This window comes from Pseudoalteromonas translucida KMM 520 (genome assembly GCF_001465295.1).
Classification (GTDB): Bacteria; Pseudomonadota; Gammaproteobacteria; order Enterobacterales; family Alteromonadaceae; genus Pseudoalteromonas; species Pseudoalteromonas translucida.
On record NZ_CP011035.1, the window covers coordinates 213,569 to 235,268 of the forward strand.

The window sequence follows — 21,700 nt, forward strand, 5'->3', positions numbered from 1 at the left end:
AAAAAGTTAAAATCATCAAATAACTGATGAGGTATCGCTCTAATAAGGCAATGATATGAAATTATTTTTTTTTACAAAAACTTTGGTAAGTCGAAATTAAACTTTTTTTAATTATTTTTTGCTTTAGCTTCTTGGTCACTTAAATACCTCTCAACGACAGCTCTTCCTTCTTCGGTTAAGATTAAATCTTTTGCTACTCTACCTGTATCTCCTAATGGCTGGTTAATGAAGTGTACATAACTGCCTTTATGAACCAAATGAGCTTTAATCCTATCTCTCAGTGCTTTTTTTTCGTTATTTTCTTTTAGGTTTTTAGCTTGTTTACTTTGCATACCTGTGAGTCTGAGTTGTTGGCTTTCGAGTTCTTTGGCTCTTTTTAAAATACTGGCTTCATGAATTTTAAAAACATTAAATTTTAATTTTGTAGAGGTTCCAAATAACTCTTCAGACCTATCATAGTTAAGCCCATTCGGATCATCGTCTTTTCTTAGGTGATGAAGCGCTAGTCGGGTTAATTCTTCTGCATGCCTAAAATGGTAGCCATTATCAACCATAATCGCTTTTGTGTTGGATTTAAAAAAGCTTCGACACATTGTGCAAAAGGCTCCAGCAGATCCTTTCATTACAATGTTTCTTTGATCACCTTTTACTGCATCAACAGGAGAATAATCTTTTATAACCTTATCTAACGATCTTTTTGCAAATGGCTTCCTAAGATCCCGTGGCTGAAGAAATATATGAGTAGGATTACAGTTAGGAAGCGCATTTTCCATCCATGCTCTTTGTTCCAAAATAATCGCACGCATCGCTTTGGTTAATGGCAACTTGTATTCTTTTTGGTTTTTCATTTCGCCACGCACACCAACAACGGATGCTGGAAAAGTAATTAACGTAGGGAAATCGATACTATTGAGCCACCCCCATTTCATCTGCGGAATGTTGATCGGGCGTATACCTGTTAAAATCATAAATCGAGCAGCGTTCTTTTGATGTATATTAGGTGCTGATGCTAGGTTAATCCATAGTTCCACTATCGAATCTAGATCGGTATACGCTTGGCAAGGTCTAGGGCTCTCTACACGGTCAGATACGTAAAAGTCGTCTATATCAGCTGCTGGGTTATTACCTGAGTTAAATTTGTTTTTGGCAAATCGCCATACTCTTCTAATTTGTGCAAAGAGTTCGATGGCTTGGTTATTGGATTCCGCCTGAATAATGCTATCAATAATTTTTTCTAACTCCCCAGCTGTAAGAGATTGAAACGCTCTCTTAAGCGGAAAATGATGCCTAAGCTTTTTTATTCTGCATTGATATGTTCTTAGCGATGAAGCTGCAAATTTAGTGGGTGCGGTGTTATGACGCTCTATTAAGCTTTGCTCATAAGCATCAAACACAGTTTTAATATTATGATTATTTAAAACGCCATATTTCATTTGTTCAGTGAGCTTACGCGCTTTTGCTATTGTTAATTCAGGTGCTTCACCTAACTTGGTATTAGCTATGCCAGATGATTTAGGGAAAGCTGAGTAAAAAGATACTGTTCCAGATAGGGTAAATATAAGACGAAGATTGTGTTGTGCCTCATATTTCGATAATCGCTTCGTATCTTGCTTCTTAACCTCTTGTTTTGATTTTTCTTTTTCCTCAAAAAAGATGATTTGAGAGGCCAAAATAACACAGCGATTTATGTGCTGCATAGAAAATGGCGATTTAAGTTGCTTCCATTCTAGTTTCGCTTTCGTGTATTGAGCTTTGGTAAGCGTTGATAGTGATTTTTTCACTTTGATTAAACCTATATAAATAAAGGCCTCACGGCGATTTTTATTGATTAAGATCAACAAAGCAACAGAGAAAGATAGGCATAATTCGCGGCTGTAATTTACACCCAAAAATAAAAATTTGTGTTACTAATTTGTGTTACGATTTAATGAAAAATAGCGGTTTTTTATTAAACTAGAACTGCACAAAAGTTAGCCTTTACACATCTTTGTTTTTACTTATCTTTTTGTTTTATAATGATATTAATTGAAAAGGCTAAAAAATGACTCTACTCATAAATAGCAAATGCATTAACTGCGATATGTGCGATCCAGAGTGCCCAAATGAGGCTATTTATATGGGGGCTAAAATATATCAAATAGACCCCAGTAAATGCACTGAATGCGTAGGTCATTATGATAAACCTACTTGCGTAAGTGTCTGTCCAATTGACTGTATTAAGCCAGATCCAACCCATAGTGAAACTATTGATGAGCTTGCCGATAAATACGTAAGATTAACTAGCAGTTGTGGTTAACTGCTAAGCGCACTGTTTTAAATCTGATAAACAGTACGCTTAGTAATAATCGTTTTTATAAGTCAGGGAAGTGACCAAAGGCTTGGTTTATTTCATGGTTTTGCTGACTGACCCAAGTAAAGTAATCTTTATTAGCTAATAAACTGGCAGCGTCGTTGTCGATCATCACTATCGCGTTTTTATGCATTTGTAAAATTGACGTCAGTAAGCTCGCTGTTTTAGTGGTTGATGACAATAAAATAAACCGCCTGGTGTTAAATGCATCATTGGAAAAGTTGAATATTAACGCAGACTTTGCCTATGATGGCCAAGATGCAAATGTAGGCAACAACATTATGATCTGATTTTTATGGATTGTATTATGCCGCGGCTCAATGGGCTTGAAGCCACGCACATTTTGCGTAAGGAAAATATTTGTTCGATGGCAGGCACTTTTATCGTTGCTTTAACGGCAAATACCTCAGCAGCAGATAAGTACGCGTGTAAAGAAGCCGGTATGAATTTGTTTCGCAATTAAAGAAGCCGTGCTAATTGCGCTAGACAGCTGCCATTATAACTAGTCGCGTACCAGTAGAGAGAACTGCTAAGCTGCAGAACACATCCGCTGCAAGAATATGACGGTATAAGTAGGTCTTGATACAAATACCGTCATTTAACTGAAGAAGCACGTCCTAGAGCAATGTACATCTTAGCCAGGGTTTTCCCTTATAATATTGATTTACCTTGCTTTATTAGCGACTGTTTGATTTGCTCGCTAAACGCATGGGCGCGCTTAATAATATCTTCTTCATTAACTGTTAACGCTTTGCGATCTTCCATTAATAATTTGCCATCAATAATACTGTGGCGAATATCGGTTGCATAAGCAGAATAAACGATTGCTGAGTAGGGGTTATAAATAGGAGTCATATTTGGTGATTTAGTACCAATAACAATAATATCAGCTAGCTTATTCACTGTTAATGAACCTATTTTGTGATCAAGATTAAGGACTTTTGCGCTACCCATCGTTGCCATTTTAATAATTTCAACTGCAGGCATTAAGCTGCGGTCTTGATGCCATAATTTATGTACTTTTGCGACTTGGCTAAACTCATCAAGTAAACTAATGGTGTTGCCAGACATAGGTCCGTCGGTTCCTAAGCCAACGTTAACACCTTGGTTTAACATTTCTACCACGGGGGCGACCCCTTTCGCAGCTTTAATGTTAGCGCTGATATTATGGGCGACACCGACTTGATGCTGTTTCAATAGCGCAATATCTTGCGAGTCCGCTAAAATAACGTGGGCACCGACTAAGTTTTTATTCAATACACCAATGCTAGCTAAATAAGCGATGGGTGATAGCCCCTGAGTACGCTTAGTAATAACCTCCAGTTCTCGCTGTGATTCTGCTAAGTGGGTCAATACCGGAACATTATAGGCTAATGATAACCTGGCTATTTTTTGTAAGGTTTCGGTGCTGTTGGTATAAGGTGCATGGGGGGCGAAAGCCGGTGTAATTCGAGGATGATTTTTGTACTGCTGAATGAATTTTTCGGCGTAAGCAATACCGTCTTCGGCTGTTTTAGCATCAGCTTGCGGGTACTGAATCACGGTTTGCCCTAATACCGCGCGCATACCAATTTCATCGACAGCTTTGGCCACTTCATCTTCAAAATAATACATATCGGCGTAGGTCGTTACGCCACCTTTTAACATTTCTAGGTTGCCTAATTCAGCGCCTAAATACACCATTTCACGGGAAACAAACTCTTTCTCTAGCGGAAATAAATAGCCGTGAAGGCGGTCATCAACATCATCACCTAAAGAGCGAAACAGTGTCATTGAGGCATGCGTATGGGTGTTAATAAAGCCAGGCAGTACTAAATCACCGTCAACATCAAGCACTTTATCGGCGGTAAACTGCTTGGCTTGTGATTGTGGACCCACGGCGATGATTTTATTATCTTTGATGGCAACAAAACCGTCAGCGTACTCAGATAGCTCGGCGTTCATGGTTAAAATACGGCCATGGGTGATCAATATATCGACGGCTTGTTGCGCGTTTGCTTGATGCGAAAGCGAAAGCATAAAAAGTGTGCTGGTAATAAACTTAGTCAAGACATTGAATTTCATTATTCAACTCCTAATTTAACAACGGATAATACGGAGGCTAGTCAATGTTTTGATTGAGCTAGCACCCGTATGTATGGGGGTAACAAATTTACTTAGAAACTAATTTTTAGATCAACGCCCCAAAAGCGTCCTTCGTTTACTACTCCGCCTAGGTTATTGATAGTTAAACCGGCCACTAAGGATGTTTCATCGGTGATATTTCGACCATAAGCCGCCACTTCAAGATCGTAATCATTAACATACCAGTTATAACCTACACGTATGCCACCTTCTAAATAAGGGTCTTGATGCATTTCAACCGCATTAATTAACGAAAATTGTACTTCACTGGCGTAAGACCAATCGGTATAGGCATAAAACTCTCCATCACCCAATTCTGTGCTGTAACGCAACGTAAAGTTACTAATCCACTCTGGCGCGCGTGGCAAAGATAAGCCATCGACACCAATTAACCCATTTGCATCCACTGGGTTACGTACGGTACAAAAATTACAAGTGGCAATAGCGGCGTTTTTATCTTTAATTTCAGTATTGTTATAACTAATACCTAAAGTGGTTAATAAGTTGGCTGTTATTGCGTACTCTGCTTCAACTTCGAAGCCATAACCCACGGTTTTATCTATATTCAATAACTCTTTAGCGGCACCTTCATCAAAAGAAGATTGCGCAGTCATTTGCTGGTCATCCATTTGAAAATAGAAAATACCTAGATTAACGCGTGCTGCACCATCGAGTACATCCGATTTCGTACCAATTTCTATCGAATGAATCGTTTCTGAATCAGCAATGCTTAATTTAGGATCGCTACCACTGATCACGCGCCCTTGAATACTTGGGGCCCTGAAGCCATTAGCAATGCGGCTATAAAAGTTAGTGTCGTTTGAGTATTTATAGGTTGCGCTTAAATCCCAGCTAATGGCTGAGTCTTCGGTGTTGGCGTATAACGGGTCAAAAAAATCACCATCTCTGCCGGTTGCAATAATACGTTGAGCAACATACTCTTTTTTGTCTTTTGAAAAACGCAGACCCGCGGTCACGTTTAGCGCGTCAGTAACATCATAATCACCAGAGACAAATAATGCCCAAGCATCGGTTTGTTGATTCTGTTGTAAATAGCGTTTAACGCTGCCATCTTCATTATAATGAAGAGTATCAATATCAAGATCTTCGCTGAAAAAGAAAGCCCCAACTTGATAATCAAATCGACCTAATTCATTCGATGCCATACGGAATTCTTGCGAAAATTGACTGTGATCTGGAATACCGTCAGCACTTTCTATTGAAAAAGATGGCACTGTGCCCAATTCGCCGGTGTAACCTGAAGGATCGCTAAAACTACTGACTCGGTAACCGCCATCAACGTCAGCATGTGAGAACATTTTTACCGTTTCGTAGCCTGTGACTGAGGTATAACTATAATCATTGGCGACATATTCCAACTTTATACTGCCGCCATTAACTTTAACATTTTGGGTTGAACGCTGAGCAGCATCATGGTAGACAACATTTCGGTCAAAACCATCTTGAAAATCATTGGTTCCCGGTTTAATCGCACTCGCACGGAACACCGTAGGGGTACCGTCTAAATCACGGGTGTGATAATTAAATAATGCAGAGAAGTCCTGATTTGGCTCATATAACACCTGTACTCTTGCGGCTTGATCGTCATAGCCACCTAAAATATCTTGTTCTTCAAAACCAGGTGCTTCGGTGCTGATATAATCATCACGGGTTTGATTTAATAAAGAAACACGTACTGACACAGTGTCGGTTAACCCGCCGCTTAATGCGCCTTGTGTCGATACGGTATTTAACGAACCATAAGAGGCAGAAAAATAGCCTTCAACATCTTGGGTTGGGCGTTTAGAGGTAAATTTAACTAATCCTGCAGGCGTATTACGACCAAATAGTGTGCCTTGAGGACCACGTAATACTTCAACACTTTCAGTATCAAATACTGGGAAGCCTTTTAAGATAGGATTTTCTTGGACGATATCATCATAAATAACAGAAACGGGTTGAGAAGCGTTTAAATCAAAATCTTGATTACCTAAACCACGCATATAAAAGCGCGGAAAAGAGCGACCAAATGAAGATTCAATTTTTAAACTCGGTATACGTGCTGACATAAAACGAATATCTGCACCATTTGCCGTTGCGCTATCTAATAAATCACCTTTCATTACAGAAACGGAAATAGGGACTTCTTGTAAGTTTTGTGAGCGACGCTGGGCGGTAACAATTACCTTTTCGATACCGGCTGTTTTATTAGCGGCATTGTTTTTGTTGGAACGCGTTGACTTTTGTTCCGATGAGGCCGTTTTTATGTTTTCGTCTACATTTTCTTCACCATTCGCTTCAGCAGCGAATGTTAAATTGCTAGTGAGGGATAACATCATTGAGAGTATAATTGGCTTTTTTTTCCACATGGGTATTTAGGCTCCTATCGCCATTTTATGTTGTATAAATTTAACTAATTTGAATTCTGGATAATAAATCTATCCCAGCCGTTTTTTCAACGTTAACTGTGCTGAACTAACTGGCAATAGCTTCGCTATTAACAGATAAATCAGCCTTGTTATCCTTAAAAATCTCTACACCAGAGTTCAGGTTAATTTTTATCTACGCATCAGTTCAGCGTAACCGCCCGGCAAGATTTTCTGCGGGCAGAGTAATATGAAATTGAATTTATTTTCGCAGTCTAGCTATTTCTTGATTGTATGCCGCTGCAGCGGTAATTAACCGCTCTGCTACCAAATACTTTTGATAACATTACATATGCTAGCGGCAAGCTTGCTTGTTAATTACCGAGGGTGCAAACGCTTCATCATTAAACCGTGACAGTTCTAAGTACAGCTAGAAGAAAAACAACGCGTGGTACTGCCTTTTATTAAGTAACTAAGTTGAGATGCTTAGTTTACAATTATTTCATAAATCAGGGAAATGGCCATAGGCTTCATTTATTTGATAGTTTTGCTGACTGACCCAGGTAAAGTAATCTTTATTAGCTAATAAACTGGCAGCATCGTTGTCGATCATCACTATCGCGTTTTTATGCATTTGTAAAATTGACGCCGGGCAACTTGCCGAAAGTGGGCCGTTTACCATGTCATTTACCGCTTGTGCTTTATTTTTACCTGTGGCGATTAATAACACATACTTAGCGTCCATTATGGTAGCAATACCCATGGTCATCGCCATTTTTGGTTGTTGCTCATCGTCTGAAAACATTCTGCTGTTGTCTGATACGGTTTGCTCAGTTAGCGATTTGATCCGGGTGCGAGATGCAAAGCTTGATGAGGGTTCATTAAAGCCAATATGGCCATTGCCGCCAATGCCTAAAAGTTGCAGATCTAAGCCTCCGAGCGCCGCTATTTGCTGCTCAAAATGTTCACCTTGTTTTCTAGGATCTTGTTTGGCGTTACAAGTTGGTAAATGGGTATTGTTTTTATCTATATCTATGTGATTGAACAGTTGGCTGTTCATAAAGTAACGGTAGCTATTACTATTATTTTCATCGATATCGTAATACTCATCTAAATTAAATGTATTTACCTGAGCAAAACTAATATGCTTATTTTTATACATCGATACTAGCTGCTTATATAAATCAATAGGCGTGCTACCTGTAGCTAGGCCTATATTTGCATTGCTTTTTGCTAAAATTAACTTTTGTAGCAACGTTGCTGCATTTTCAGCAACAGCTTTTTTATCATCAAATATAAGTACTTGCATTTTACTTCTCTATTAATTGATTTTTAGCGTAGTGATGCACACCGATTAAATCGGCATCTGCACCCGATACCGGCTGTAACAAGGTTACTTGATAAATTGCCGGTGCTTGTTGAATTTTTTCAGCTACTTTATTAAAAAACAATGCTGACAAACCCACACTGCCTCCAATAACAACCATTTCATTGCCAAATGTGGCTTTCATATTAAATATCAGCTCGGCCACGGCCGATGCGGCATTATCAATAATTTCGGCTACTTCAGGATGCTCAGCGTAGTTTGTAAATACGTCTTTTGCATTGAGTGTTTTACCCAGTGCTTTGCTGGCGTGTTTAGCAATAGCAGTGCCTGAGGCAATTGACTCAACACAGTTTTTTCTGCCGCAGTGGCAGCTGTAGTTATGGTTTGATTGAATATGTACCGTGGTGTGGCCTAGGTGGGCACAAAACCCATCGGCGCAGGTGATTATTTGGTCGTTAAATACAATGCCTGCACCCACTCCTGTTGATACGGTAATGTAAATAAAGTTTTTATATTTTACCTGCTCATTTACCGTGTATTCAGCCCAAGCGGCTGCAGAGGCATCGTTAATTATAGTGACGGGTAGGTTAGTTAGGCTTTCTAACTGTGCTTTTAATGGTAATTTACGACGCACAGATAAAAAATTCACAAATTCTGCGCTAACTTGGCCTGTGCAAGCAATATTAATTGCGCTGGCTTGAGGTACCCACTTTTCAATTACGGTATAAACGTATGCCGCTAAGTCATCAATATTAGTATGTATAATAGAGTCAACTTTTAATGAATTAACGATTTGGTCATTATCAATAAGTGCGCAGGCTATTTTGGTGCCGCCAATATCAATGGCAATATTCATCATTAAATATCACTCTTTGCATTGTTAATACTTTGCACAAACCACCCAGTTATATGCTCAAGGCGGGTAATTGCCGAGCCAACAGTAACGCACAATGCACCGAGTTCAATTGCTTTTGCAGCGCGCTCAGGCGAGTTGTAGCGCCCTTCGGCAATTACTTTTATACCAGCACTGACTAAGTCACTTACTAATTGATAGTCGGGTTCGTTAGGGGTTGTACTTAAATCTAAATAACCAGATAGCGTACTGCCAATAAAGGTACAGCCCGCGTCATGTAAAAACTTGCCGCCAGCAAGGTCAGCGCAGTCGGCCATAGCAATACAGCCGTGTTCGTGGATGGTGTTTAACAGAGTTAGCCTATCTACTGGGCGAGGTCTATCTGTGCCATCAAACGCGATAATAGTTGCGCCGGCTTCGGCCAGGCCAATAACGTCTTCAACAAAAGGGGTTATGCGCACCTCAGTATCAGTAAGGTCGCGTTTAACAATGCCTACAATAGGAATATTGCTTACTTTTGCGACCGCACGTACATTTTCAATGCCTTCAATTCTTAGTGCTTTTGCACCCCCAGCTACGGTTGCTAATGCCATAGCAACAATATGCTCAACTTTATCCATAGGACCATCGTCAAGAGGCTGGCATGATGCAATTAAGCTACTTTGCAAATGGTTTACTAAAAAACTCTCTAACTCTATATTTTTATTTGACATATTTTGCTCTTAAATTTGGTTATTGGTTCATTGTATATAAGGTTAATTTTGAAAGATCTTTATTGTGTGCAGGGAATAATAAACTAACTAAGTAGCCAACAATTAAGCAGGTTAAAATACCTATTGTTCCGTAAAGGTAGCCATTAGCCCAGCCATATTTCCATGCTGAAATCATTAAGCTCACCCCTGAGATTATACCTACTATAGCGCCTACAGAGTTAGCACGTTTGGTTAATGCGCCAAGTATAAATATGCCACCTAATGCACCCATAAACATACCAATTACTTTAAAATAAGCTTCCATTAGTGAGCGTATTTCAGGGTCGATAAATATTAATCCAACTAAGGTGCCTAATACGCCAGAAATAAAAGTAAGGATGCGCGCTAAGCTCATATAAGACTTCTCAGATTTGGCTAAATTAAAAGGTCGTACAAAGTCGGTTAATACCGTAGTGGCAATAGAGTTCATGCTGGTTGAAACCGTTGACTGCGCTGCTGCAAAAATACCTGCAATAATGAGTCCGGCTAAACCCATTGGTAGTTCATTTGAGATAAACGTAGGGAAAATTTGATCAATTTGAATGGTTGGATCGAGTTTTTCAGGGTTAAGTTGGTAAAAAGCGTATAAGCCTGTACCAATACAGAAAAACAATAACGCGCCCGGTGCCGCTAATATGGCATTAGCCCAAATAGATTTAACCGCTGAGGCAGGATCTTTGGTTACCATGTATCTTTGCACAACGGCTTGATCTGCAGTGTAGCTCGATAAATTTTGCCCAATACCACCCAGCACAATAACCCAAATAGATAAGCTAGTAATACTCTCAAGGCTAAAGTCGTTATTAACTATGGTAAATTTATCGTCAGCAAAACCAATTTGTATAAAGCTATTAAAGCCATCATCGAGGCCAGCAATAATTACAGCAAAACACACAACAGCGCCAATAAGTAATACTACGGTTTGAATAGTATCAGTCCAAATAACGGCTTCAACACCACCCAGTGTGCAATATAATAAACAAAGCATTCCCATAATAAGCACGCTATCAGAGGCACTAAGAGGGGTTACCGCCGACAAAGCCAACGCGGTTAATGCCATAACAATACCCATACGGCCAATATGAAATAAGGTGAATAAGCCACTGGCAAAAAGTCGTACCGGCATATTAAATCTTTTTGATAAAAACTCATATGCACTGGTTGCATCTAGCTGTCTAAAAAAGGGAATTGCTACATATACAGCAATAGGCGCTACTGCAATTATCATCCAAATACCAATAAGCAGTACCCAGTTAGTTTGATAAACAATGGCCGGAAGGGCGATGTAAGTTAACGAGCTTAACATAGTGGCATAAATAGAGCAGGCTGCAGCCCACCAAGGTATTGACTGCCCACCTCTAAAGTAATCGTTGGTGTTTTTATTTTTAAACATAAAATATAAACCAACCATGACCACAGAGAGTAAGTAAATCACTAAAACCAGCATGTTTTGCCAGCCAAAATCGCGGGCTGTATTACTAATTTCACCTTTAATTAAAACGGTATTGTTAGTATTTAACTCTGTTACTACTGCATAAGAGTGTTGCTGAGCCTGAGTTATTTTATGAAAACGATAGTCTGACTTATTGTAATTAGACCACGCTTTAGTGATGGTATTGTATGACAAGGTTTTGCCACCTTGAGTCACTACCATAATATGAGATTGACCCAGAGGAGAGGCAAATACGAGCTTATCAATATCTACCAGCTCAGTGGGGTTACTACTTATTACGGTTAACCATGAATTTGTAGCTTCATCAAACTCGTGTAATAAAAGTTTAGAATTAGAGTTGCTGCTTTGCTCTGCGCCTTGTTGTGAAATAGCGTAAATGCGGTTTTCGTTGCCATCATTTTGCACCACAAGTTCACTGTTAATAATGTTTAGATCTGTAAATAATGCTGCATTGAGTGGTGTCCACTGTTGCTGGTCATTATTTAGGGCTATTTTAAAAAAGTACCACTGCTTATCAAAACCAGTAATGTACACGTTTTGCCCAAATACTTGCGCACTTACTTTACTAAACGAACGAGGTAAATTAGCTAACTGTTTTGAAACAATATTTTGAGATTCATCATGCCATTCTAAAACATTAACACGTGTAGATTTAACCCCATTAACTAAGCCGCCTAGCACAATTGTTTTGTTATTGTGCTGCACTGTAATTGCTTGCGCTCTATTACCATCAATAGGTTTGAAGTTTAATACAGTACTTATTTCATGTGTTGCTAGGTCTAGCTTATTTAATTTGGCAAAGTCGGTACTTGAAATAAACAAAGCGTCATTTGTTAAAAAATAGAAAGAATCTTTATTTATAGGTAGGTGGTTAGCGTTACTTTTAATAACGCTCCAATCAAGCTGTGTTTTAGCAAATGTATTGCATGATGTTAAAAGTAATAAAAAAATTATAATTATTCTCATAGTGCAACTGTATACCTGTTTGTGGTGTATACCTGTTATACCACTTGGCGTGTGGGAAATCTATAAATTTAACATTTGCGACACAAAAAAAGGCTAAGTTTAGCCTTTTTATAATATCTATCGTTTAATTGATTATACTTAAAGTATTAGTCGTAATAATTATCAAAAACATAATCTATATGGGCAGAAAGCTTTGCGTCAGCTCCCTCTACATCACCATTTTTTATACACTCAAAAATAGCAACATGGTCGTTATAACTTTGCTTATTTAATTCCACGGTATTAACGCGCTCGGGGCGAGCATCAATTAACCAGTCCATTAACGCTTGGTGTACAGCTAAAAATATTGGATTACCTGGAATAGAGGCAATCACCCGGTGGAAGTAAATATCTGTTTTTCTAAACTGGGTGTCGCTATTAATAGATTTGCTATTTAACTCAAGCGCTTCACCTAGTTCTTTTATTTGGCTAGGTGTTGCAGATGATGCGGCGTAGCGCACTAAGCTAGATTCAAAAAATCGTCTTAACTGGTCAAAATATTTTAAACCATTAGGCTGGGTAAGAAAATCCTTTGACATACCCGACAACTCAGAAATAATGGTGTCGGCTGAAGGGCGTGTTACCCTAGTTCTTTCACCGCTACTTATTTTAACCAAGCCTTTACGTGCTAGTGCCGCTAAAGCATCCCTGATCGAAGGTCTACCGACGCCAAATGCAGCCATAAGATCTCGCTCAGAAGGCAGTGCATCACCTTCTGAAATTTCACCTTGACGGATCATGCGTTCGAGCTCTTCTTCAACCGTTTCTGACAACTTTTTGCGTTCGACAGGGCGCGTAATTTTTAATGACATTTAAAACCTATTAAATGGTTAGCTATTTGCCTATTGTACCATAAAACAATCAATTGACTAATATTCTCCAAAACTAGCGATATGGCTAGTCTATGGCAGTTTTTATCATAGCCAATGTGTTTTGTATGTATTGTATTCTACTCGCTAGCGGTTGCTGATGTGGCAAAATAGAGATTTTACAGCCTACAAAATCTAATTTAGCACTTTGTTGTAATTGCATACATTTTTTAATTTCATGCTCACTCAACTCTGAATCTTTATTATTTAGCTGATCAAAATCATTCATAATAGGGGGCATATGGCTATCTTTCCAAGCGCCATATAAAGCCGATGTGCTGCTTGCCCCTGAGAATATCAGCCCTGAGAGCAAGTTTTCGTTTATGCAAAGCTGCATATGATGCAGTGGCCCGGTTGCGCTTTGAGCCTCAATGGCTGAGCGTCCCCAGTTAATAGTGATGCCTAATTTATTATTTGCCTGTTTATTAACAGTCGCTATAGCTAAAAGCTCGTCTTCAATGCGCATAAACCCTTTTTCACTGGATTGGTTTTGCATATATGCATCGCAATGTTCAATAATTAATTTAGCGCCATGCCAATCCCAGCTTTGCAGCTCATTAAGTGACTTTACTAATGCACTGACAGAAGAGGAGGTATTAGGCGTAATTGCAGGGGCAGTATGAATTTGTATATGACTTACCACTTGTTTATTAAAGTGGCTATTTAACTTGGCTATTTCCGTATTGGCTTGTTGATAAAAAGCTAATGCATTAAGTCGACCAGCCTCGTTATCAGAAGCGATACCAAAGTGCGGATCTTTTGCCAACTCCCCCATAGTCCCTGGTATGCAGGTAATAACATAGCACCAGTTTTTATCAAGTTGATTGTAAAACCAGTCATTATCATATTTATGCAGCTTGCCAGTAAAGGGCACTTCTAAACCATCTATTAAGGTATTGTTTTTTAGTTGTTGATAAAATAAATGCTCAGTTTCTTTATCCCAGCTCGCATCTGAAGGCACAGATGCATAAGCCCCTACAATTATTTTCATATTAATCCTTTTAAGCTGCAATTTAGCGCCAGTAGCATAGTGATCATCGTTTTAGTCTTAAAGTGGCTTAAATAACCATATTAAAATACTAAGGTTTTAATGTATATTGGTGTAGCTGTTATACCAGTAGTGTGTCTGCAAAACAACTTCTGAATTTTTTAAATTAACTATTTAGGCTCAAAAGTGAAAATATATAAATACGGTAGTGACTCCCAACAATACGGACAGCTTTTTAGGCCAAACAGTGAAGCAAGCGTCCCTGTGGTTATTGTTATACATGGCGGTTATTGGAAGGATAACCATAGCTTAGATACTTACCCTACTAAGCATATTGTTGAGTATTTATTAGGCTTAAATGTGGCAGTATGGAATATAGAATATCGCAGAATGAATAGCATGGGACCTAATATTACCGCGCCATGGCCAACAATATTAAGTGATGTAGCACAAGGCGTTGATTTTTTAACCATTATTGCTGAGCAAGAAAAAATAGATTTAAAGCAGGTGATGATCATTGGCCACTCCGCAGGCGGACACCTAGCAACTTGGGCTGCATCACGCGCTATGATAGACAAACAGTCGGAGCTTTATAACAATGCTAGCCTAGCAATAAATACGGTGATTTCTATCTCTGGGGTGCTTGAACTAAGAACGCCTGCTGATTTGGGGCAACCACTACAAATTGAAAAATTATTAGGCGGTCAATTTACTCGCGATCACTGCCGAGTAAAAAACGCTAATCCGTCGCAGTTAATCGATAATACAGTGAATTATATTATTATTCATGGTGATAGCGATGAAGAGGTGAGTATTAATCAAGCGCTTAGTTTTGTTGAAAATAGTCACTCGAGCAATGTGCTATTACATGTTTTAAAGGGGATTGGTCACTTTCAAATGTTCCCCAGCTTTAATAAAGATCTGCAAAGTTGGCAGTTGGTGCAGAAAATTATTAACCAAAATCTAAAAACACCTTAATTGAGCGTAAAATCACAGCTTAAAAAAGCCGCATAAATGCGGCTAATAAGAGTTATAGATTTCATCTTATCACCCCGAGCATTAAGCTTAGCTTGTGTGCAGGGTAAACGCAGCGTTTACTACGCTGGTTGGTGATCCATAAAGCCTGCGGCTTGCATTTTAGCAACTACGTCTTTTTTCTCATCGTCGTTAAGCGCACGAATTGGTAAGCGTGGGTTACCTACATCAATACCATGTAGTTGCATTGCTGCTTTACCCGCTGCTACGCCGCCATATTGAACCAGAGTACGAATTAATGCGATAACTTTATCCATTAACGCAGTTACGGTTTCTTGGTCACCTTTGTTGAACGCTTCGATAATTTCTAAATAAAGTGGAGCTGCGTAGTTGTACGTACTACCTACTGCGCCAATAGCACCTACTGCTAGGCCACCTGGAAGAAATTCGTCAACACCAAAAGGAATATCGAATTTACCACCACAAGCACGCTTACAGCGTTGAAATTCGTAAAGATCACCATGGTTAAACTTAATACCTGCAAGGTTAGGAATAACCTTGTCAGCTTTAATTAAAAACTGCTCCATATCAAACATCACACCCGACATACCTGAGTGGTAGTAGTAAAATGCTTTTGATGGTGCGGCAGCGGCAACCGTTGCACAGTAATGCACTAAATCGTCAACTGAGCCAGGCTTAAAGAAACACGGTGCAATAATAGAGGTAGCAAAAATATCAAGCGTTTCTGCGTGCTTGGTTAATTCAAGGCTGTCGGCTATTGATAATGCGCCAGTATGCACGGTAATACTTAGTTTACCTTGAGCTGCTGTAACCCAACGTTCAGCAATCGCTTTGCGCTCAGCAACCGAGCAGTTAAGGCCCTCGCCTGTAGTACCACAAATATAAACGCCTTTAACGCCTTGCTTAATTAGTAGCTCAGCAAGTTGGTCAATAACTGGTAAGTTAACATCACCATTTTTGTCAAACGGGGTATGAGGGGCTGCGATCAGTCCAGTAAGTTTATTCATTTTTTAGCCTCTGTAATTTTAAAATATTGCTTTGCCGCCAATCCATGTGTTTAACACACGAGGCGACGAATTTGTTGTTGAAAGTAAAGTTAAGTCGGCATTGGCGCCAATGCTTAACTGTCCACGAGAGCCCTCTATTCCTAAAAACTCAGCTGGGTATAAACTAGCCATATTGAGGGCGTCGGTTAAGGAAATGTCTAACATGTGTGTTGCGTTATTCACCGCGGTGATCATATTTAGTGCTGAGCCCGCTAATTGGCCGCTATTACTAGTTAATTTGTCGCCAACTAAGTTAATGTCATGGCCGTCAAAATGCAGTTGTGTTTGCTCGCTGCCTATTGTCGACATTGAGTCGGTAACTAGCATCATTTTACGAGCGGCTTTTGCTCTATAAGCCAGTTTGGCTGTACTTGGGTGTACATGGTGGCCATCTAAAATAATGCCACACCAGCTTTGCTCATCAAGTAATGCGGCTCCCACCATATTTGGCGCGCGCGACTCAAGTGCCGACATAGCATTAAATAAATGGGTAAAACCTGTTGCGCCAGCAGCTAGTGCGGCTTGTGCTTGCTCAAAACTTGCGTTTGAGTGACCTAAACAAACATGCACACCGTGATCTACTAATATTTTAATTGTTTCGCAGCTGACATTTTCAGGGGCTAATGTGACTATTTTTATGCCTAAATCGTCACGACAATAAATATCTAATTCTTGCTGGCTTAAACCGCGAATTTGTTGACTACTGTGAATACCTTTTTTAGGCTCGCTAATATGTGGGCCTTCAAAATGTACCCCTAAAATACCGGGAGTGTGCTGCGCTATAGCGGTACTTATTAGGTTGGCAGTTTGTTCTATTTTATTTAAATTGCTGGTGATTAGCGTAGGCAGCAGGCTGCTAGTACCATACTTAGCATGCGCTGTGCTCATTGCAGTTAAGGTTTGTAAATTAGTATTTTGATTAAGTAAACAACCTCCACCACCATTAACTTGCGTATCAATAAATCCAGCAGTTAATAAGCCACTAACTTTAGTTTCAATGGCGCCTTTTACAGTATCAAAAGCAATAATTTTGCCATCTTTAATACTAATAGGGTGGTTAGAGTGTAGTGTTTTGCCATCAAATAGATGATCGGCTATTAAAGTGGTGATCATGACAAGTCTTCTAAGTTAGTACTGACATTTAAAGCGGTGGACTAATTTTTTATGGTTAGTCCACCATTGCGTTTAATATTTTAAGTATTAAACGGTTAACCCAAGCTTACTTAGATTAGAAGTTTAATTTAACACCGGCGTAATATGAGCGGCCTGTTAAATCATACGCACTACCATTTGTTAAAGTACCTTGTTGCTGATACTTATGACCAGCCGTTAGGTGTGGTGGCTGCTCGTCAAATAAGTTAGTGATACCAAAGTAAGCATTGATTTGGTTAGTAAAGTTATAGCTAAAACGCACATCGTTATAAAGACGTGAGTCGATAGAGTTAAGCTCTTCTGTTAATACGGTATTATCGTTACGGTCTTTGGTTTCATCCCAGTAACGTACTTGCCAATACACATTGAACTCATTAATTGTGTACGATGCATTAACGTTAAAACGCAGCTCTGGGAACATTACTTCGCCAGCTAACTCTTGTTTGTCACCCGTTTCGAGTCCTGTAATGCTGTAAGTGTCTAAGATGTTTGCTGCAAAGCCTACATACAAATCACCATCACCTAAGTCGGTCATGTATGACACATCAATATCAAGGCCTCTTGTTTCAATGAGGTTTTCGTTACCAGATGCTGCATTTACTTCAAGTGCTGCACCTGAACGTCCATCACGGCGTACTAAGCCGCCACATTGTGCATCAAAATTGCTAGGATCTGCAGAGTAACAACGATTTAAGATAACGGTACGGTCGGTTTTAGCGATGGCATCATCAATCTTAATGTCGTAATAATCAAGTGACATTTGTAAGCCCGCAATTGACTCAGGCGTAAACACGATACCGGCTGTGACAGTATCGGCTTTTTCTTCTTTAACATCGGTAGAGCCGCTTAATAAACCTGCGGTATTTTGACGTTCTACTTGCGTTAAGTTAAATGCGCCCTCGCTATCGATACGATCAGCAATAGCTGCAACCGAGCGACAGTTTACTGCAATATTGCCACTATCAGCATTCGTTAGTCCGTCACAAGGGTCAGTAACCAGTGCTGCGGTTGCAGTACCACCAGCAAACAAATCACTTACGTTAGGCGCACGTACTGCTGTTGCTACCGCACCGCGTAGGCGAATACTGTCTGTAATTGGTGCATCTAAGCCAATAGTCCAGTTAGTAGTGCTACCGACCGACGAGTAATCGCCAAAACGTACTGCAGCAGATAAGCTTAACTTTTCATGTAGTGGAATATGTAACTCACCAAACACGTCAACAACGTCAAATGAGCCTTTGGTTTTAGCAATTGCTGCACCACGTACAATACCGGCTTGGCGTAGTGGATCTGGTGTTTCATGGCCTTTTTCTTCACGGTATTCTACACCACCAGCAAAACCGATAGTGTCTACGTCGTTACTAACGGCATAATCTAATCGACCAGCAACAACGGCGGTTACTACCACTTGCTCAATACTACCTTCTAGATTGGTATCAGCTGATAAGTAATCTACTGCTTCAGGCGAAATGCCATTAAGCGAGAACGGATTGAATACAACACAGCCATTAATGCGAGCAATGTCATCAGCACACTGATATCCGCCAGCGCCATTATCTTCAACATTTAAAGCAAAGCGAGCGCGGTCAAGGTTAATGTCGCCATGGTTAGTTTGCTTTTGATCTGTAACGCCATAAGTACCGCTTACTTTTAAGTAAATATCATTTGAAATATCATACTCATATTCGCCTGCAACTCTAAATGTGCTACGGGTGTTTTCAGCCCCACGGTCACCAAATTCATATAGGCGTCTAAATGTTAAGCTTGCATCATCAAGACTATTAATGCCGTCGGCAAGTAAGTTATTGCCAAGTGCAGTACCTGCAAACCAAGGGTGCGTTGCAATATCAATACCTGTAGTACCGCCTTTAGATAACTTAAAAATGTCGTTGCGGGTATCAAGTGGAATAGGCTCATAACGAGCTCGTGAATCTACACGCGCGTAGTTAGCCGTAAAGTTCATCCGCGATTTTTCGTTTAAATCCAGTGATAAACCAGTGGCAACAAAGTGGCGTGTTAGTGGCGCTATCATAGAGCGGTAATCGTGAAAGTTAAACGCATCTGACGTGGCTGGATCATCAGTACGGGTAAATAAGCTACCGTCACCATTGTATTTATCAATACGGCCACCAAAAACATGCGAAGAGCCCACAAACTGAGATGTATCGCGTATGCCATCGCCATCAGTGTCTACTGCGTCTTTGTGCACGCGTGAATAGTCACGATCGCTAGCCATTAAGCCATCATCTTCAGAGTAACCAACGGATAACCAAGCATTACCGTCATCAAAGTTTTTACCAATTGAAAATTCGATATCTCTTGTGTCTTTATCACCTTCGCCACTGCGTCCAGCTTGTGCTTTAAAAGCGACACCGTCAAAGTTTTTCTTAAGGATAATGTTAACCACACCTGCAACTGCATCAGAGCCATAAGCAGCAGATTGACCGCCGGTAAGTACTTCAATACTTTGGATCATAGTGGTAGGAATTGTGTTTAAATCAACACCGTAGCCAGAGCCAACAGACATGCCAGAAACGTAACGCTTACCATCAACTAGTACTAAGGTACGCGAAGATCCTAAGTTACGTAAAGCAACGGTATTTAAGCCTGAATCTTGCTCACTGATATTAGAGCTAGCCGAGGTTGTATCACCCACTACTGAGGGCATTCTAGCTAGTAGGTCACCCACGTTTACTGCGCCAACACCTTCAATATCATCAGCGTCTAATATTTTTACTGGTGAAGCAGACTCAAAGTCGCCTTTACTAATATATGAACCAGTTACAATTATTTTTTCTACTTTTGCTTCTGCTTTTACATTGTCTGAATCTGCAGCTAATGAATAAGTTGTTACCGAAGCAATACTGATCGCCAGTAGTGATTTAACAAGTGTTTTTGATTTCAACATGGTATCCCCAAAAATTTATAATTATTTTTTAAATGTTTATTCATAACTCGCTTTGCTCGATAACAGCAAAATAACACAACAAAGCACTGAAGTTACAAGTACGCCATTAACCTGTTATACCAGCGTACCACTGGAGTGTTTTAAATGTCAAAGTTAAAATCTGTTTTTTAACTGGTTGTTTACATATTTGGCGCTATATTGTTAATTTTATTTAGGTTATTTATATAAAATTTTATATGCGGCTATTAACACTGTAAATGTGGCTAGCAATGAGCTAGCCGAAGGCGTTATGAGGTAATTATGAAGAGAGTTATAAGGGGCTGTTTACGCGTCGTTATTTTGTAAACTAATGCGCGTAAATGAAATAGCACTATAGTTATCGCGTTCAAACATTACGCCTATTTCGTTATCGCTTAACTGGCAAATAGAAGAGTAGCCAAATGAGCCACTATAAACACATGCTATGTGTTGCCAGCTTGTAGCGTCATCCAGGCTTATTTTTAGCGTGCCTTGAATACGTTGAGACTGATGTTCTGGGCCACAATATAATAGTCCACTGTGCTTAGCGTCGTGTTGTAAGCTAATAATACTGCCCTGACATTCGGGCTCGGTTAAATCGGGCGTGTCTTGCAGTGCAGTCCAACTAATACCGCCATTTTCACTAAAGGCAGTTTTACGCAGGTGATTACCATGATAACTGCGGGCATTAAGTAGTACCCGACCATCAGCAAGCTCGGCCATTTGTGTTTCATTAGCGTGCTCAGCTATTGCAGCAGGGGCAACCTCACCGTATTGCCATTGGTGGCCACCATCGTCACTATACACAGCGTATACTTTCATATTATCCCAAGGGCCTTGGGTAAATGGCATTACAATACGGTTTTTATAACTCCCGGTACGCAGTTGAATACCTATGCCCGGACCACCAGCGTAGCAGGTAACCTCGGTTGGGCGTTTAACTTGGCGGGTAATATCTACCCGTGGTGACCAATTGAGTCCGCCATCGCTGCTGCGTTGTACAAAGGTACGGCAAATTCGCCCTTGGTAGCCTGTCTCTACCGCGCCTTCGTGAACATTAGATGGAAAGTTTTGCCCTGCATGAGATATCCACGCTGCTGGGTTTTCAACTTGTTCGGGCGTGGTATATGGATACTCTTGGTACATTAATACTATATCGCCTGAGCTAGCATCAATTACAACCAAAGGATTATTTAAGGCATTTTCGCCAGCATCGGCTACCAGAATTTGCTCGCTCCAGCTTGTGCCGTTATCTTGGCTGGTTTTTAGTACGATTTTATTGTGAGCATGGTCTGACAATATCGCACGTGCTTCGCAAAATGCGAGTAGTTTTCCCTCTGGCATAGGCAATAATGCCGGAATACGATAACTACCAAAGCCATCTGTTTCGGCCTCAAAAATATTGCTGATCACTGTGGTATTTGTCAGTGAAGGTTGCACAGTACTCATTTAAAACTCCTCGGCTGCAAGGGTTAAATAATAGTGGTTTAAAC

Annotated in this window: 15 protein-coding genes and 2 pseudogenes; 3 read left to right on the forward strand and 14 right to left on the reverse strand. The window is 40.0% G+C overall.

Going from position 1 to position 21,700, the window contains the following annotated elements; genetic code table 11:
• Positions 1-107 precede the first annotated feature (107 nt).
• Positions 108-1,781, reverse strand: coding sequence for a tyrosine-type recombinase/integrase (locus PTRA_RS16485; RefSeq protein WP_058374762.1), 1,674 nt, complete (start codon positions 1,779-1,781; stop codon positions 108-110).
• 260 nt (positions 1,782-2,041) lie between these two features.
• On the opposite strand from PTRA_RS16485, the gene PTRA_RS16490 reads away from it, so the two are divergent.
• Positions 2,042-2,296 (forward strand): YfhL family 4Fe-4S dicluster ferredoxin, encoded by a 255-nt coding sequence (locus PTRA_RS16490; protein WP_058374763.1) that lies wholly within the window; start codon positions 2,042-2,044, stop codon positions 2,294-2,296.
• A 55-nt stretch (positions 2,297-2,351) separates the two neighbouring features.
• Here PTRA_RS16490 and PTRA_RS19095 read toward each other — a convergent pair.
• Positions 2,352-2,513, reverse strand: a pseudogene (locus PTRA_RS19095) (glucosamine-6-phosphate deaminase); the annotation flags it as partial.
• On the opposite strand from PTRA_RS19095, the pseudogene PTRA_RS18965 reads away from it, so the two are divergent.
• Positions 2,491-2,804: pseudogene (locus PTRA_RS18965) on the forward strand (response regulator); the annotation flags it as partial. The pseudogenes PTRA_RS19095 and PTRA_RS18965 sit on opposite strands and share 23 nt — an antisense overlap.
• A 197-nt stretch (positions 2,805-3,001) precedes the next feature.
• On the opposite strand, the gene PTRA_RS16500 reads toward PTRA_RS18965, so the two are convergent.
• The 8 genes from PTRA_RS16500 to PTRA_RS16535 form a co-directional block, all read right to left on the reverse strand.
• Complete coding sequence (locus PTRA_RS16500; RefSeq protein WP_083497551.1) at positions 3,002-4,414, reverse strand: amidohydrolase; 1,413 nt, start codon at positions 4,412-4,414, stop codon at positions 3,002-3,004.
• A 92-nt stretch (positions 4,415-4,506) separates the two neighbouring features.
• Complete coding sequence (locus PTRA_RS16505) at positions 4,507-6,843, reverse strand: TonB-dependent receptor (RefSeq protein ID WP_058374765.1); 2,337 nt, start codon at positions 6,841-6,843, stop codon at positions 4,507-4,509.
• A 499-nt stretch (positions 6,844-7,342) separates the two neighbouring features.
• A complete protein-coding gene (gene nagB, locus PTRA_RS16510; protein WP_058374766.1) occupies positions 7,343-8,149 on the reverse strand; it encodes a glucosamine-6-phosphate deaminase in 807 nt (268 codons plus the stop codon).
• Position 8,150: 1 nt separating this feature from the next.
• Positions 8,151-9,026 (reverse strand): ROK family protein, encoded by an 876-nt coding sequence (locus PTRA_RS16515; RefSeq protein WP_058374767.1) that lies wholly within the window; start codon positions 9,024-9,026, stop codon positions 8,151-8,153.
• A complete protein-coding gene (locus tag PTRA_RS16520; protein ID WP_058374768.1) occupies positions 9,026-9,733 on the reverse strand; it encodes an N-acetylmannosamine-6-phosphate 2-epimerase in 708 nt (235 codons plus the stop codon). The genes PTRA_RS16515 and PTRA_RS16520 overlap by 1 nt, the downstream gene beginning before the upstream one ends.
• A 19-nt stretch (positions 9,734-9,752) precedes the next feature.
• Entirely contained in the window at positions 9,753-12,191 is a 2,439-nt protein-coding gene (locus PTRA_RS16525; protein WP_058374769.1) for a sodium:solute symporter family protein, read from the reverse strand.
• A gap of 146 nt (positions 12,192-12,337) precedes the next feature.
• Positions 12,338-13,042: a transcriptional regulator NanR gene (locus PTRA_RS16530; RefSeq protein ID WP_058374770.1), complete on the reverse strand. Its 705-nt coding sequence runs from the start codon at positions 13,040-13,042 to the stop codon at positions 12,338-12,340.
• 85 nt (positions 13,043-13,127) lie between these two features.
• A complete protein-coding gene (locus tag PTRA_RS16535) occupies positions 13,128-14,090 on the reverse strand; it encodes a DUF4862 family protein (RefSeq protein ID WP_058374771.1) in 963 nt (320 codons plus the stop codon).
• A gap of 183 nt (positions 14,091-14,273) precedes the next feature.
• On the opposite strand from PTRA_RS16535, the gene PTRA_RS16540 reads away from it, so the two are divergent.
• A complete protein-coding gene (locus tag PTRA_RS16540) occupies positions 14,274-15,065 on the forward strand; it encodes an alpha/beta hydrolase (RefSeq protein WP_058374772.1) in 792 nt (263 codons plus the stop codon).
• 119 nt (positions 15,066-15,184) lie between these two features.
• Here the strand turns inward: PTRA_RS16540 and PTRA_RS16545 are convergent, their stop codons facing one another.
• The 4 genes from PTRA_RS16545 to PTRA_RS16560 all read right to left on the reverse strand — a co-directional run bounded on the left by PTRA_RS16545 (position 15,185) and on the right by PTRA_RS16560 (position 21,656).
• Positions 15,185-16,090 carry a dihydrodipicolinate synthase family protein gene (locus tag PTRA_RS16545; protein WP_011329793.1) on the reverse strand — a complete coding sequence of 302 codons (906 nt, stop codon included), beginning with the start codon at positions 16,088-16,090 and terminating at the stop codon, positions 15,185-15,187.
• A gap of 18 nt (positions 16,091-16,108) precedes the next feature.
• On the reverse strand, positions 16,109-17,242 hold the full coding sequence (gene nagA, locus PTRA_RS16550) for an N-acetylglucosamine-6-phosphate deacetylase (RefSeq protein WP_058374773.1): 1,134 nt from the start codon (positions 17,240-17,242) through the stop codon (positions 16,109-16,111).
• Between the two features lie 115 nt (positions 17,243-17,357).
• Positions 17,358-20,189 carry a TonB-dependent receptor plug domain-containing protein gene (locus PTRA_RS16555; RefSeq protein WP_058374774.1) on the reverse strand — a complete coding sequence of 944 codons (2,832 nt, stop codon included), beginning with the start codon at positions 20,187-20,189 and terminating at the stop codon, positions 17,358-17,360.
• A 324-nt stretch (positions 20,190-20,513) separates the two neighbouring features.
• The gene (locus PTRA_RS16560) at positions 20,514-21,656 is read right to left on the reverse strand and encodes a sialidase family protein (protein ID WP_058374775.1); all 1,143 of its coding nucleotides are present in this window, start codon (positions 21,654-21,656) and stop codon (positions 20,514-20,516) included.
• Positions 21,657-21,700: the final 44 nt, after the last annotated feature.

Excerpts from the sequence above, each read along its gene's own strand:
- nagB (WP_058374766.1), bottom strand. The coding sequence starts at position 8,149 with ATGCAAGTACTTATATTTGATGATAAAAAAGCTGTTGCTGAAAATGCA.
- PTRA_RS16500 (WP_083497551.1), bottom strand. The coding sequence starts at position 4,414 with ATGAAATTCAATGTCTTGACTAAGTTTATTACCAGCACACTTTTTATG.
- PTRA_RS16520 (WP_058374768.1), bottom strand. The coding sequence starts at position 9,733 with ATGTCAAATAAAAATATAGAGTTAGAGAGTTTTTTAGTAAACCATTTG.
- PTRA_RS16555 (WP_058374774.1), bottom strand. The coding sequence starts at position 20,189 with ATGTTGAAATCAAAAACACTTGTTAAATCACTACTGGCGATCAGTATT.
- PTRA_RS16535 (WP_058374771.1), bottom strand. The coding sequence starts at position 14,090 with ATGAAAATAATTGTAGGGGCTTATGCATCTGTGCCTTCAGATGCGAGC.
- PTRA_RS16525 (WP_058374769.1), bottom strand. The coding sequence starts at position 12,191 with ATGAGAATAATTATAATTTTTTTATTACTTTTAACATCATGCAATACA.
- PTRA_RS16515 (WP_058374767.1), bottom strand. The coding sequence starts at position 9,026 with ATGATGAATATTGCCATTGATATTGGCGGCACCAAAATAGCCTGCGCA.
- PTRA_RS16560 (WP_058374775.1), bottom strand. The coding sequence starts at position 21,656 with ATGAGTACTGTGCAACCTTCACTGACAAATACCACAGTGATCAGCAAT.
- PTRA_RS16530 (WP_058374770.1), bottom strand. The coding sequence starts at position 13,042 with ATGTCATTAAAAATTACGCGCCCTGTCGAACGCAAAAAGTTGTCAGAA.
- PTRA_RS16505 (WP_058374765.1), bottom strand. The coding sequence starts at position 6,843 with ATGTGGAAAAAAAAGCCAATTATACTCTCAATGATGTTATCCCTCACT.
- PTRA_RS16545 (WP_011329793.1), bottom strand. The coding sequence starts at position 16,090 with ATGAATAAACTTACTGGACTGATCGCAGCCCCTCATACCCCGTTTGAC.
- PTRA_RS16490 (WP_058374763.1), top strand. The coding sequence starts at position 2,042 with ATGACTCTACTCATAAATAGCAAATGCATTAACTGCGATATGTGCGAT.
- nagA (WP_058374773.1), bottom strand. The coding sequence starts at position 17,242 with ATGATCACCACTTTAATAGCCGATCATCTATTTGATGGCAAAACACTA.